The sequence below is a fragment of the Mesorhizobium sp. ESP-6-4 genome (assembly GCF_020164735.1).
GTDB lineage: Bacteria > Pseudomonadota > Alphaproteobacteria > Rhizobiales > Rhizobiaceae > Mesorhizobium.
The window spans coordinates 58963-73216 of the sequence record NZ_JAIUGS010000008.1; the positions used below are offsets into that span (position 1 = coordinate 58963).

The following is a 14254-nucleotide window of genomic DNA, read 5'->3' on the forward strand; positions in this document are numbered from 1 at the left end:
CCTGGTTTCAGGCTGCATGGACGGTTTCGATACCGTCGCCGCCGGCGATGATGGCCGTTGACGCCAGCCCGATGAATAGACCGTGCTCGACAACGCCTGGAATGGCGAAGAGAGCATTCGACAGCGCTCTTGTATCCGGAATGCGGCCAAAAGATGCATCGAGGATAAAGTGGCCGCCGTCTGTAACAAATGGCTGGCTTCCCGTCATCCTCAATGTAACCGGGCCGGAAAGGCCTAGCCCTGCCGCGGCGGCGCGTACTGCGATCTCGGTGGCGCGCAGGCCGAATTTGTTGACCTCGATCGGCAGCGGAAACCGGCCGAGTGTCTCGACCATCTTGGATTTGTCGGCGATGACGATCATGCGTTCGGACGCTGCCGCGACGATCTTTTCGCGCAGCAGCGCGCCGCCGCCGCCCTTGATCAGGGTCAGCTCCGGGTCGACCTCGTCGGCGCCGTCGACGGTGAGGTCGAGCTCGGGCGTTTCTTCCAGTGTAGACAGCGGCACACCGAGCTCGCGGCAGAGTGCTGCGGTACGCTCGGAAGTCGGCACGCCAATGACCTTGAGGCCGGTCGCAACCTTCTCGGCCAGCAGCCGCACGAATTCTTCAGCCGTGGTGCCGGTGCCGATGCCGAGCCGCATGCCGCTGCCGACATGGGCGAGCGCTGCCCGCGCGGCCTCGACCTTCAACTGCCTTGCATCCATGGGGAGCCCCGATTTCGCCGGTTTCGCGCGCCTCCTAGCATTTTTGCCTGTCCCGTCAAAGGCTCGCCCTCAAAGGCTCTGTGGACCGATCGAGGCTTCTTGCTTGAACTTGGGCCAGCCTGTATCGGCTGCGGCAACGCAATTGCCGCAGGACCCACTCATGACCCGCCCGATCATCGTCTTCGACCTGGATGGAACGCTGATCGACACCGCGCCCGACCTGCTCGACAGCCTCAACCACAGCCTCGCGGCGAGCGACCTCGCAGCTGTCGACGAAGCCGGCTTCAGACGCTTCGTCGGCCATGGCGGCCGCGTGATGATCGAACGCGCGCATGCCGCGCAGAACAAGGCGCTGATGGCGGAAGAGCACGACCGGCTGCTGAAGCTGTTCCTCGACCATTACACGTTGAATATTCCCGGCAAGTCGCGCCCCTACCCCGGCGTCGTCGCCGCACTCGACCGTTTCCGGGCCGCCGGCTATCTGATGGCGGTCTGCACCAACAAATACGAAGCCAATTCCGCGACGCTGATCGGCGCGCTGGGCTTGTCGAACTACTTTGCCGCGATCTGCGGCCAGGACACTTTCGCCTTCCGCAAACCCGATCCGCGCCATCTCACCGAGACGATCCGGCTGGCGGGCGGCGATGCGGAGAACGCCTTGATGATCGGCGATTCGCAGACCGACATCGACACCGCCAAGGCAGCCGGCATTCCGGTGGTCGCGGTCGATTTCGGCTACACCGACCGCCATGTGCGCGAATTCGAGCCAACTCTGGTGATCTCGCATTTCGACACGCTGACGCCGCAACTGGCCGAGCGGTTGATCGCAGCGGCGCCCTGAGCCGTGGCTAGTCGGCCTCCGCGCCTCGAAATTCAGTCCAAGATCGTCGGCACATCGCCTTGACTTCGCTCACCGGCCTACCTTATATCGCGGCTCGCTTCGGCCTACGGGCCTAAGGCGGGCGATTAGCTCAGCGGGAGAGCACACCCTTCACACGGGTGGGGTCGTAGGTTCAATCCCTGCATCGCCCACCATTTCCCTTGGTTTTCCACAGTTCTTATGACGACCTCCGCGCAAATGCGCGTAGGGAATGGAGCTTATGTGGCTCGAATTGGGCACAGTCGGTTTCGGGGGATGCCGCCCGGTGCCGTCCGAGCGCATCAAGAGGAGATTGCGGGGAAACGTCAGCGACATGGGGGATATCGCTATCTCGCGCCGTGAATTCGTACCTGGCCTCGAAGCAGCTCGCGGCGTCGCCGCGCTGATGGTCGCGCTCTTTCATTGCGGTCAGGCGACATATTATGCTTCGACGCGGCAAGCGGTCTCTTTGGTGCAGGGCTCGTATCGAAGCCAAAGCTACCTTGATGCGGCTTTCCGCATCGCCGGGAACGGCCACGGCGCCGTCGTATTTTTCTTTGTCCTGAGCGGCTTCGTTCTCATGATGATGCTCAGTCGGCAGACGGATGACCTCAAGGCCAGCGCCGGCCCATTTTTCATAGGACGCGTTCTGCGCATCTACCCTGCCATCTTTTCAACCATCGCGATCTTCGTCGGACTGTTTCTGCTGACCGGCATGTCGCTTGGGCCGGCTGAGGTCTACACGACCAGGAATGTGATGGCCAATGCGCTGTTGCTGCGTACCGACATCAACGGCGTGATGTGGTCGCTCCAAACCGAAATGATCGCGGCCCCACTGATTTTTTTGCTCTATTGGTCCTGGCGGCGATGGGGCGCTGTCGCTCTGGTTCTGCCCGCCCTCATCTTGCTCGGCCTGTCATTCAGCGGGCAGTGGTCTGGAACGCCCGGAAAGGGCGTTTCGTTAGGGAACCTCTACTCCTTCGTGTCCGGAATGATCGCTTGTGCCTATGGAAGGAAGATAGTCGCTCGCCTTCCTCGTCCGGCCCTGTCGCTCGCCCTCGCGGTCGCCGGGTTCGCACTCTCGCGCCCCTTGCTTGGATGGTGGTCCAACTGGTCCGTGATTTTCGAGACGGCTTTCGCGGGTTTTATCTCGGCGTTGATCGCCTATGGCGTTCCGTTGCGGAAAGGTCGTCTGATGGCTGTGGCCAGGTATTTCGGCCGCATCTCTTTCAGCTTCTACTTGTTGCACCCATTGGTGCTGATCGCTCTTTGGAACATGCCTGAGCTACTCGCAAAGGCCGTCAATGCAGGAGTTTCTCCTTTCACACTGGCACTCGCCTCGTTTGCCTTTTCGGTCCTCGTCATCACTCCGCTGGCTCACATGCAGCATACGGCAGTCGAACGTCCAGGCGTTCGATTGGGCCACGCAATGGCATGGCGCCTCCGCTCGAAGCTTCAGCCCGCCGCCGTCCAGCGTGGGTGAACACAGAAGGTCTCAGTTTCAATCCACGCACCGTCTATTCGACCTGCTTGGATGGCCCGACAACCGGATTCTAGATCAGCCCTCTGCGCACATTCATATGCGTCACCGCTGTCACCAATACGGCGCCGGTCATGAAATAGAGCGTGGCGATGATGTGTCCTTGATGGAAATGCAGCCCGGCAAACAGCAGGGCCGTGACCACGGCAAGGAAGGCGATGACGCGCGAGAATTGATCGGGCATGGGGCGACCTTGTGCAATGTGTTGAGTGGCCGCCCTCATTCAGCCGCTCGCTCCATAGAGCGGTTTTCGATTTTTCGCAATCGGCCTTGAAGCCGGACTGATCGGCGCCTGCCGCGCGGCGGCGTTTCGGTGGTCCTAAACCAGATCCACTTCCACCCACAGCCCGCCCGGTCCGCGCGCAGGATCGCGCGGCAGACTGCGCACCGCCTGGATCGAACCGGACGGCGCGGCAAAGGCCGGCTTTCCGTTCTTGTCCGCCAGCCAAGGATCATCGGCGCGGATGACGCGGCCCTTGGTCTTTGTCTCGAGCGCGGTCAGGATGCCGTCATAGGGCATCTCGCCCCAGTGCACTTTCAGCGCATCAACCTTGTTGGTCGGGATGAAGGCCGACAGATCCGAGCTCGTCAGCAGATCGAAACCCTGTTTCTGCGGCGTGGCGTTCTGGCTGCCGTGATGCGCGACCTTGAGATAGACGGTGCGCGCCAGAAGATCGGCCGATGTGACGGTGCCCTGCCCCACGGGCCATTTCAGGTCCTTCCAGCTCAGCCAGTTGCCGATCTGGGCGTCGCCGGGGAAAAGCAGCACCCGGCCCGAGTCAGTGAACTCGAAGGCCAGCACCACGCTGGTGTTGTTGACGCCGCGGTCGAGCTGCAAGGCCAGATCGGCGGCGATCCCCATCCAGTCGGCGTCGACGCGCCGCCAGGACTGGTCGCGGTCTTCCATGGATGCCGCGGCCGAGACCGGCCCGGAATAATGCTTGCGCACATAGGCGGCGATATCGATGGCCGGGTCGCTCCCCTTGTCGCCGGCGAGCGCCGCGGAGAGCGGCGTGCCGACATTGCGCTCGAACGGACTGAGCTCGTCGACGTAACCGGCATCGGCCGCCTCGTTGATCTTGAGGCCGCTCGCCAGCGCCCGCGCGTACGGACCGCCGCTGGCCAGCGGAAACATCTCGCTCGCCTTTTCCTCGAGGCGAAGCGCCGCCTTGTCGCGCGGCGGACCGAGCACATAGACGCGCAGGTTGGGCAATGCGTCGATCGTCACTGGCGGCCCGCCAGGCTCGAAATAGGCCGGCGACGGTTTTTGCGACAGCTTTGCCGCTGAGTCGCGGGCCGAGCGCACCCGCTCGCCGGCGGCACCGAACTGGAAGCCGAGCACTGACTGCAGGCCATCGCGCACCCCGGCCATGTAAGAACTGAGCCCCTGCATCCCGTCGAGCTTCTGGCCCACGCCCTGCAAGGCCGCCAGCGCCTGGCCCTTGAACTTGTCGATCTCCACCGCCTCGGCGTCGGCGGGATTTTCGGTCCACGCCATCCAGACATCGCCGACGATGAAATCCTTGAAGAGGTCCTTCGCGGTCAGGAAGCCGGAGACATGATCCCAGTGTTCGTGGGTGACGACGAGGATGTCGATCTTGCCGCCGGTCTCCTTCTTGAGGTCGGCGACGATGTCGGAGACCAGCGCCGAGCCACTCTTGATCGAGACATGAATGCCGCAATCGATGAGAATGCGGAACGGCTTGCCGTCCGGCTTCTTGAACGTCAGCAAGTGGCAGTCGCCGATGCCTTGGCAGTAGTGCCTGACAGTAATGCCCGATGCCGGCGTCGCCGCGGGAGCCGATTTTGCCGGCCTTGTTCTTGCCGCCGGTTTTCTAGACATGGTCGTCGTCTCCGTCGCTGGCATGCAACAACGCAAAAGGCTCCGATACTTCGCCGCCGAAATAGAGCGCTCGCAGCGGCGAGAGATAGTTGGCCGCCATCGTCCCGGCCTGACGCTTCTGCCGGTCCGCGCTGCCGGTGTTCTTGATGATCGAGTAGCGGATTTCCTCGAAGCCCTCGCGCGGATCAATGATGATCGTGGCGCCGCCGCGGAACCAGAAGAAGCCTTCGCCCTTGGCCATGCCTTGCGGCATCGCCGTGCCGTCCAGCGCAACCGGAATGCGCTGCTGGATCACGGCCACCACCTCGACGCGGAACGAGCCGTCCGGCTCGACGCGTCGCGTCGGGCGCACGCTGTAGATGTCGAAGGTCGTCTCGCCTTTCTTCGGCGGGTGCATGACCGTGCCGTCGTCATTGTAGCGCGGCAGATCGGGCAGCAGGCCGAACTGCTTGTAGAGGTCCGGATCGGAGGCGAAGGCCTTGTGCATCGCCTTCCACAGCGCATAACGGTTCTTGTCGTTGAGCGCGAAGATCTCGGCCCGCTTCAATTTCTGGTTCCAGCCGAGGTCGATCTTGCCGAGCAGGCCTTTCAGCCAGACCGGCGACGGATCCTCCGGCGCGCTCCAGGCGAGCGTCTCCTCCGAGATGGTGCGAACGTCGCGCGGCAACAGCTTCCATTTGCGGAAGGATTCCAGGAAGGCGAGGCGATAGTGGAGCGGATCGTCGGGATAGGCGTCGCGGTCGGCGGTGATCAGCGCGCGCAGATATTCGCCGAAAGTGATGTCGACGGAAGGGCAATAGTCGAGCGCGCGGATGCACATGGTCAGCATCTGCGTGGCGGTCTTGGCAACCTCGTCGGTGAGGCGCTCGACCAGGCTCGGATGCAAGGTGCCCGCCGGCAGGATGCCGGAGCCGCCGGTGGCAAGCTGGATCAGGTCGTCGGTCCGCCGGTCGGCGATGGCCAGAAAGGCCTGGTAGACAGCGAAAACCAGGATCGAGCCTCGGTCATGCGCCTCGAAGGTCTTGTCGTAGTCGAGGTCGGCCATGCCGGCGCCGCCATATTCGCGCAACGGCCCGGCCCTGCCGCTGCCTTCGCCGAACTGCTTGGCGATACCGGAAAGCAGCGAGGCGGCCGACAATTCGCCCCTCGCCTTACCGATTTCGAAGCTGACCAGTTCCTTCAGCGTGAAGTGCTGGAACAGCGCGACGATATCGGCAAAGGCCTCGTGGAAGGCCGGCACGTCCGGGTTGGATGCTTCCTGGAAGCGGCGGTGCAGCCCGTCGAGCAAAGCGTGCGACATCTCATGCGCGACGATGTCGCTGGACAGGCACGAGAACACCGTCGTTCCGGGCGTGGTGACGTCGCCCTGATTGCTGGTCGCCGGGAAATAGCCGAACAGCAGCGCCTTCTTTTCCGGGCTGTAATAGGCATTCTCGGCGCGCAACGCATGCGGATAAATGCGCAGGCGCGGCACGTAATGCGCCTTCACCGTCATATCGCCGGTGCGGCCGGGAGCCGCTGCGTAATGCGGCGCCCACAACGCCCGACGGCCGAGAGCGCGCTCGAAATGGCCGATCGTGGTCATGGCCACCGCGTAGACCATCTGCTGGTGGAATTTCGGATTGCCCTCCGAAGGCGGCAGGCCGTCCTGCGCCAGCAGCACCTTGTCGTTGAGGTCGACCGGATCGTAGACGCGGTCGGACGCGGGGTCGACATCGACCACCTCGAGATATTCGCCGATCGGACCGGGCAGCAACGGCCTGTCGGTCGCAGGCTCGTCGTCCCACGGCACCGAAAGCGTCGCCTGGTAGACCGAAACCGAATCCAGCCGTTTCGCCACCGACGGGTCGAGCGCGTAGATGCGCAGGCGCCGTTGCGGCGGCGGCAGCGGCCGCGGCTTGCGCCTGATGGCCGGTGCCGGGCCCATGACTGGCGCCGGAACCGCTACGCTGGCGCCTGGCCGGCCCAGCCATCCTTCCAGAAAGGCCTTCAACGGCTTCGACGGATTGCCCTGGTCGAGCGCCGCCTCCAGGTAGCGGTTGCGCGCCGCGGCCGAAACCTTGTCCGGATCGCCATCCGGGTCGGCGATCGCCTGGTCGACTGCCGCCGTGGTTTGCGCCATCTGCATCAGTTCCAGCGCGAACATCGTTCGCTGCCGAAGCGTCGCCGGTGGTGGCGCCGCCAACGAATTCCCTCCGGTCAAAAGGTCCAGCCAGCTCCACGTATAGGTGGCTCGAGCGAGCTTGGTCAGGCTGTTTGCCGCCGGCGGAGGGAAGCCCAGCGCATCGAAGGCCCGCAAAACGCCCTGCCCGATCTTCTCCCTCGTCTCCGCCGCATTCATCTTGGCCGTCGACTTCAAGGCTTTCGCGAACAAGGCCTTGCGTACGGCTTCGACACGCATCCAGGGCTGAGGATATTTCTTCACCACGTCCCAATGCTCGGCGAGCCAGAGAGCGGCCGCGGCCGCGACCTGCGGTGTCGCGGCCGAGGTGCCGCTGCCGTCCATGTCGACCACCTTGCGACAATCGATCTCGGCCCAGGGCACATTCGGCGTGTAGGCGCCGAGCGCCGTATCCATTTTCGAAGGCGGCCCGTAATTGCCCTGCATGGTGCCGAAGGAGAGCCCGGCATAGGCGCGCCCGTCGCCCATCACCCCGCAGGCCGCAAGCACCCGGTTGTAGCGCGCGGGATAGACGATGCTGCGCGGCGTGATGGTGAAATTGTTGCCGGCCGCCGTGACCATGACCACACCGTGGTCGTAGGCAAGGTTGACGGCGTCGACCAAAGCCTGTGAGGCGAGGCCGCCCATGCTCATCGACAACACCTGCGCGCCCTGCTTGCGCGCATAGTCGATGCCTTGCACCATGGTGCCGGTGGTCAGCCGCACCACCCAGTCGGCGATACGCACCGGCAGGATTTTCGCCAGTGGCGCGCCGCCGACGAAATCTTTGAAGCCCGGCCAGTGCGGCGAGGAGCCGTCGAGCTTGTTGCCGGCAAGCAGGCTGAGCGTGCCGGTTCCATGGCCGCGATTGCTGGTCAGCGTGCCGGCCGGAGCGTGGTCGGTCGCGTTGTTCGGACCCGTCCCGTCGTCGACGAAATTGCGCTGCTGCGCTGTAAGAAGCGCGGCGGGAATGGTCTGATGGCCTGGATCGAAACCGGTATCGAGATGGGCGATGGTGATGTTGGCCTGCTTGGCACCCACCTTCTCGCGCGCCGCCGCGAACTGGCTGAAGTCCGGCGCGGCATTCCAGGCGATGCGCCCCGCGACCACCGCCTGTCCGCCCTGCGGGTCCTGATCGTCGAATGCACAGACCGGAGCTGCGCTTGCCGCCATGCCGCGATCGCCGCCTATGTCCTTATAATCCCACTGCTGCACGATATCGGGCTCGATTGCGAGCACCTCGGCGCCCGCGGCCGCCAGCGCCGGGTTCCGGTCGACAAGATCGTGGGCATGGTCCCAGGGGTTGTCTGTATCGGCGGCGTCCGTGGCCAACCGCAACCAGGTGGCGCCGCGATCCCCGGCCGCGGCCGTGCCGGCGCTTGCGTCGGCAGGCAGAGAGAGGATCGGCTCGGCTTCGATGCCGCCAATCCGGGGCGGCCCGCCTCGGACCGAGAGCGCCGCGCCGTCGCCGCGAACCTTTACAAGGAGTCCCTTCGCGGCTGCCATGGCCTGCCCCTCCCCAAAATGAACCATGAGGCCGACCGTCACCTGCAGTCAAGACAAGGTTCCAGCCATACTTCAGTTGATCTCTTTGCCGACTAGGCAATCACCGCTTGCAAAGCAAAGACCATACACTTCTAAAATAACCATCGGTCCGCCAGATGCGTATATCTGTGAGCGCCTTCACATACGCCGAACAGGGCTTGCGCTCAGATCTTGCAACGGCGGCATCGACGGCCCGAGCTGACTACGGCGTCCGAAGCTGCTGCCGGACTGCGATATGGATGCGGTTCTCGAGGAGAAATTTCGATCACCTAGCCATTTTCAGGTTTGCCGTCTGCGCGCATGGGCACCTCCCACCCAAGCGCGCGGACGGCGTTCCCAAGGATCGGCCCGCAACCGCCAGTGCGCCCGGTCTCCTTACAGTTTGCCGGCTTGTCCAATTTCGGCCTGTCGGGCGTGACATCGGAATCTCCGTCCGCCGCCCGCCGAATTCGGTCAGCCACCACAAAAGGAGACGACGCTTTGATCGAGCACGCACTTATCCTACAATTTCCGCTTAACGAGAGGCGGAATCGTATCATGGCTACAAACGGCGCGGACGACAGGAACCTGCCGCGCCTGGCGCGCATCGACCCGCGCCAGTTCGACCTGCTGTTCAGCGGCTGCAAGCTGGAGCGCTATGCCGCCGGCCAGCATTTGTTCGTCCAGGAGGATGCGTCCGACCGCATCTATGGCGTGATGAGCGGCACCGTCGAGATTTCGCTCTATTCGCCGGGCGGGCAGAAGCTGGTGGCCAACATCGAACTGTCGCGCAGCCTGGTCGGCGAGATCGGGGCGCTGGACGGGCGCCCGCGCACGGCGACCGCCATCTGCCTCACCGCCTGCGAGCTGGTTTCGCTGAGCCGGACACAACTCTTTGATCGCATTGAGAAAAATCCCCCTCTGGCCCGCGCGATGATCGAATTGCTGTGCGCAAGGCTGCGCTGGGTCAGCGGCGAGCTCGGCGATCAGGCCTTTTTCGGCATCGAGGCCAGGCTGGCAAAGCGGCTGGTGTTCCTGAGCGGCGTCATGGCCGATAGCGCCGGCTGGATTCCGATTTCGCAGTCGGAGCTCGGCGAATTCCTCGGCGCGACGCGCGAATCCGTCAACAAGACGCTGAACGATTGGCGCAACCGCCAGATGATCGCCATCAAGCGCGGCGGGTTGCGCATCACCAACATCGCCGCCCTGAACCACATCGCCGAATCGCAGGACGACGACTGAACGTCAGGCTCGGCGACTTTCGCCGCAGCTCCACCGGCCCGTCGCATCCGAGAAACTCAGCGCGCCCGGTCACAGCCGCGAGATCAGATAGCGCAGCGCCGAGCGGCTCGGCATGAAGAAATAGCCGCCCCCTTTGGTGGTGACAAACTGCGGCACGTCCTTGAGCACAGTGACCTTTTCCCAGGACGGGATCGAGAAGCGGCCGCCGCCGCGCGCGCCGATCGTAGGGTCCGTTTCGCCCACCAGGCCCTGGAACGAGTTCGATGAGACCCATGTCTGCTGGATGAACTCGTACTGGCGTTCGATGTCGGCGTTGAGGCACATGAAGAGCAGACCCTTCTCGGTCTTTCCGCCTCTGCCCTTCTTCTCATAGGTACGGCCGACGCGCAGGATGCGGTGGCGCTTGCCGATCCTGATCTGCGTCTCGCGGTCCTCGCCGAGCGAGTCGCGCGGGTTGGAACGGCGTATGTGGGAGCCGAGCGGACAAGCGTGCCCTTGCGGGTCCTCGGCGCCGAGGGCGAAATCATTGTCGACGCCGCGGCCCGGACGGCCGTTCGGATTGCGCACCAGCGAACTGCCGTCCTGCCAGCGGCCAAGCATTTTTGCCGCCACCCAGCGCGGCGTGATCGTCGCATCGCCGGTCTCGCCGGCGGCCTGAACAGCGGCCTTTCGGCAATAATCGTCGAACAATTCGACATGCTGTTCGAACTGGCGCACGACGAGGAAGGTGCCGTTGCGGCCGAAATCGCGCGGCGGAGGCGGCTGCCCCGGGATCTGACGGTTGCGCCGCACCTGCGACAGGATCCCGGTGCGGTCCAGTGCCGCCTCGACCGACGGCGAAGCAGGATAGAAGCCATGCTCGTCGCGATAGCCGAACAAGAACTCGCCGGGCGCGACGAGATGCATGGGCGCAGCTCCCTTGGCGGCGCGCGCCGTACCGCGAACGATCGGCTGCGAGACGCCGTCGACGAAGCCGAAATGCTCGACCGCCCGCTTGCCGTCGCGCCGCACCATCAGCGGCAGCTCGGCGGTCACGGACATGCCCGCGCCCGTCGTCTGTCGCTTCATGGCCGCGATCTCGGCTTTCAGCGTAGCCGGCGTCTCGGCGTAGCAGACGATGACGAGGTCGACAGGATTTTTGGGCGAGCCCCACTGCCATTTGTCGGGAGCGTCGGGGCCGATATCGTTGAGGATGCGGCTGCGCTCGGGCGTTCCCATGCCCTGGCGAAAAGCCACGGGAAACGTGTCCAGCGGCTCGTCGTCGGCGCCGCCCTCGAGCCCCAGCCGGCGCAGTCCGTTGGGGCCGAACGCCACGGTCATGGCGCGGCCGGCCGGCACGCCGTCGCCGAAGCTGGTTTTTTCGGTCACGAAGTTGAGCCACCCCTTGCGCTTCGCTGCCGGCAAACCGTCCGGCACCCCGATCGCAAGCATGTGTGCATAGCCGAGCGCGCCGAACGGACCGAAGAAGATGGACTGGATTTCTCCGGATTCCAGTTCTTCGAGCGGCGCGGACGCCGGTCCAGCCAGGCTGGTTGCGTCCGCCGGCCGTGCTTGCGGGCGCGGCAGCGAACCGAACAGGCTCAGCCAGTCGCGCGCCTCGTTGCCGGTGGCCGACGCGATACCGCGCCTGATCCTGGAGTTGATGCGGATGCGCGTGGTGTTGAGATGCGGATAGGCGCTGTACCAAAACAGCGTCGGCACCTGCTGGCGCCGCGCCCAGCGTTTGAAACGATCGCCGTCGCGCGCGCCGTCGAGGAACAGCCAGCGCGTGCGCGGATAGCCTTCGGTGTTGCTCCACACGCCGGTCAGGCCGGCCGAAGCCTTGGCGATGAAATCCTCCAGATAACTTTCCCAGCTGCCGCCGTAATTGGAGAAGAATACCAGTCTGTCGGTGCCGGGCAGCAGCACCCAGCGGGCGAAATGAATGGTGTTAATGGTGGCGAGGAAACCAGGCCTGAACACTTTCTGCGCCGATATCGAGATCAGGTAGAAGGCGAGCCTTAGCGCCAGCCGCCGCAAGATGCCCGGCTTCATCGTCGAGATCGCCGTCAGGTTGTTCTGCGCGCAGTGGTCCTCATTGGCGAGGATCTTTTCCAGCGCGCCGATATCGACCGGCGTGTTCGCCGGCCGGTCCTTGTCTTCGAGCCGCCGCAACGCCAGGAAGCAAAGGCCCACGAACAGAACCAGAATAGCCAGCAGACCGAGTACCGTAAGCAGAAGCGCGGCGCCGGCGATCGCGATGTTGGCGAAGGTGATGCCATGCGGGTTCCCGAACACGAGCACATAAGTCATGCGCCAAAAGGCGAGAACGACGATCGCGACAGTGGCGAACATCGCCGGCGTCAAAAGCGTCGTCGTCAGCGCGCGCGACCAGTGGCCGGGCGGACTTTCCAGCAGGCTTTCGGCGGGCTCGAACGCCCAGCCGAATTGCCCGAGGCAGCGGACATGCCGGCGCGCTTCGGCCAGCACATCCATCGCGTTGCCGGCGCCCACGCGCGGTTTTTCGACGATCTCGCGCACGCTGTCGGCCAGCCGCGCCTCGGCAAGGATGCGGCGTACGGAATGGCCGGGCGTGCCGGAAAAAACCAGCCCCGCGGCGCTGCCGAAGGAGGGCGATATCTTGATTTGGTTCTTCTTCAGGAAGTCCTCCAGCGAGCCGCCATCTGGCAGGCCGCAGACATCCCTGAAGATCGGCCGCAGCCGGTGCCCGATCGATTGCGCAATGGCGGCAATGACGTCGTCGGTGCTGCCGTCGCCGGAGATTTCGAACACCAGCGCGCCGGTCTCGACCCCCGTCTTTTTGTCCCTGCCTGTGGGAGCGACGGCCAAGCTGGTGAAATGTATGGTGGCGACCTTGTCGAGTGCGGCGCTGATCTCGCCAATCGCGGGATTGCCGAGGTCGGCGACCTTGTCGCGCACCGCATCGAGCGGCGTGGGGCGGGTGATCGGGCAGACAACCGTCACCATCGACTGCTCGGCGGTGCGGCAAAGCGGCGGGCGCTCGAAATCGACCTTGAGGTTTGCCGGATAGGCGCCGAGATTGACCATCTTGCCGGCCCTGCCCCGCGCGCGGGCGAGCTTCGGTTTGCCGAACAGCGCGCGGATGCATTCGCCGATCTGGATGCGGGCGATCTCGGCGCCGATGCACAGATGGATGCCGTAACCGAAAACCATGTAGTCGCGATGCGGGCGCGACGTATCGAACTCGTTCGGCCGCTGCACGATCTCCGGATCGAACATTGCTGAAAGCGTCGCCGGCATGACCACCGTTCCGGCTTTGACTAGGCGCTCGCGGCGCGTGCCCTTGCCGATGACCGCGTCACGCCTGGTATAGCGCCACGGCCCGATCCAGATCGGCTTGAACCGCATGGCTTCCATGATCGCCCGGTCGAGCTTCTCGGTGTCGCCGGCCGCGATGGCCTCATCCACGGCCTGCCGCGCATCGGATCGCGACAGGATCACATCCAGGCAATTGCTGCCGGCAAGCACGTTCGTCGGCACAAAGCCTGCGACCATGCCGAGCATGATGGAATGAATGTCAGGCAACGACAGGCGCCCTTGGTCCATCAGCGCGACGAGACGGGCAAGCGGCCGGTCGTCTTTGCCCGCTCTCTCCCTGACCGCGGCGATCGATCGGTTTATGACCTTGATCAGCCGATCGCCTCCGACCACGGCAAGCTGGCGCGTGGTGGGACTTGCCGTCGGATCGGAAAAGAACAGCGCGCTGAGCGCGATCGACCAGTCGGCGAACTCGGTTTCGTCGTCGATCTCGAGGCCGAAATAGTCGCGGCAGATGCGAACCGGCACGATCTTCATCAATCCGGCGATGGCATCGAAGCCGGGGCTGGCGCGGGTCATGATATCGTGCGAATGGCGCTCGGCGATCGGCCTGACGGCGGCTTCGACCTCCGCCGGCGGGAACGCGCTCAGCACCGCCGATTTCATCTGCCGGTATGCGGCGCCGTCCTGCATGCCGAGAATGAAATTCGAGCCCCGGGCGAGTTCGGCCATTTCCGGCCCGTAAGGCGTTTCGAACTCGTCGCCCCGCTCCAATATGTCGCGAACATCCGCGCCCTTGGTGACGAGCAGGAAATTGCCGAAGCCGAGATTCGGCCAGAAACGGCGCAGCAGCGCCAGCAGCCAGCGCGGATCGCTGAGAAGAAAACCGGCGATGCGGGAAGCAAAGCCGCTCTTGGAACGCAGCCGGTTGATGTCGAACGGTGGCATTTCGGCGAGCGGACGCTGGCTCTTCTGAGCGGCGCGGACGGCGGCGAAGTACTTCAAAGTGATCATCGCGTTCAAGCCCCCGGCTATCCACGTCAATACGATGCCGGCATTGTCTGGCCTAGGTTTGCATCGGTCCGGCGTATGTGAATTCGTTC

Annotated in this window: 8 protein-coding genes and 1 tRNA gene; 4 read left to right on the forward strand and 5 right to left on the reverse strand. The window is 64.2% G+C overall.

Annotation, left to right across the window (positions count from 1 at the left end; genetic code table 11):
• Positions 1–7: 7 nt before the first annotated feature.
• Positions 8–703 (reverse strand): ribose-5-phosphate isomerase RpiA, encoded by a 696-nt coding sequence (gene rpiA, locus LB523_RS16810; protein WP_140636648.1) that lies wholly within the window; start codon positions 701–703, stop codon positions 8–10.
• Between the two features lie 160 nt (positions 704–863).
• On the opposite strand from rpiA, the gene LB523_RS16815 reads away from it, so the two are divergent.
• The 3 genes from LB523_RS16815 to LB523_RS16825 all read left to right on the forward strand — a co-directional run bounded on the left by LB523_RS16815 (position 864) and on the right by LB523_RS16825 (position 3045).
• Complete coding sequence (locus LB523_RS16815; RefSeq protein WP_224604784.1) at positions 864–1544, forward strand: phosphoglycolate phosphatase; 681 nt, start codon at positions 864–866, stop codon at positions 1542–1544.
• Positions 1545–1663: 119 nt separating this feature from the next.
• Positions 1664–1738: transfer RNA gene (locus LB523_RS16820), tRNA-Val, on the forward strand.
• A gap of 65 nt (positions 1739–1803) precedes the next feature.
• On the forward strand, positions 1804–3045 hold the full coding sequence (locus LB523_RS16825) for an acyltransferase family protein (protein WP_224604786.1): 1242 nt from the start codon (positions 1804–1806) through the stop codon (positions 3043–3045).
• Positions 3046–3115: 70 nt separating this feature from the next.
• Here the strand turns inward: LB523_RS16825 and LB523_RS16830 are convergent, their stop codons facing one another.
• From LB523_RS16830 to LB523_RS16840, 3 genes are all read right to left on the reverse strand, one after another.
• Positions 3116–3286: a hypothetical protein gene (locus tag LB523_RS16830; RefSeq protein WP_224532243.1), complete on the reverse strand. Its 171-nt coding sequence runs from the start codon at positions 3284–3286 to the stop codon at positions 3116–3118.
• 135 nt (positions 3287–3421) lie between these two features.
• Positions 3422–4945 (reverse strand): MBL fold metallo-hydrolase, encoded by a 1524-nt coding sequence (locus LB523_RS16835; protein ID WP_224604801.1) that lies wholly within the window; start codon positions 4943–4945, stop codon positions 3422–3424.
• Positions 4938–8612, reverse strand: coding sequence for a S8 family serine peptidase (locus LB523_RS16840; RefSeq protein WP_224604810.1), 3675 nt, complete (start codon positions 8610–8612; stop codon positions 4938–4940). Before LB523_RS16840 ends, LB523_RS16835 begins: the two co-directional genes overlap by 8 nt.
• A gap of 576 nt (positions 8613–9188) precedes the next feature.
• Between LB523_RS16840 and LB523_RS16845 the strand changes: the two genes are divergently transcribed.
• Positions 9189–9872 (forward strand): Crp/Fnr family transcriptional regulator, encoded by a 684-nt coding sequence (locus LB523_RS16845; RefSeq protein WP_224604813.1) that lies wholly within the window; start codon positions 9189–9191, stop codon positions 9870–9872.
• A gap of 69 nt (positions 9873–9941) precedes the next feature.
• On the opposite strand, the gene LB523_RS16850 is transcribed toward LB523_RS16845, so the two are convergent.
• Positions 9942–14165 carry a cytochrome P450 gene (locus tag LB523_RS16850; protein WP_224605177.1) on the reverse strand — a complete coding sequence of 1408 codons (4224 nt, stop codon included), beginning with the start codon at positions 14163–14165 and terminating at the stop codon, positions 9942–9944.
• Positions 14166–14254: the final 89 nt, after the last annotated feature.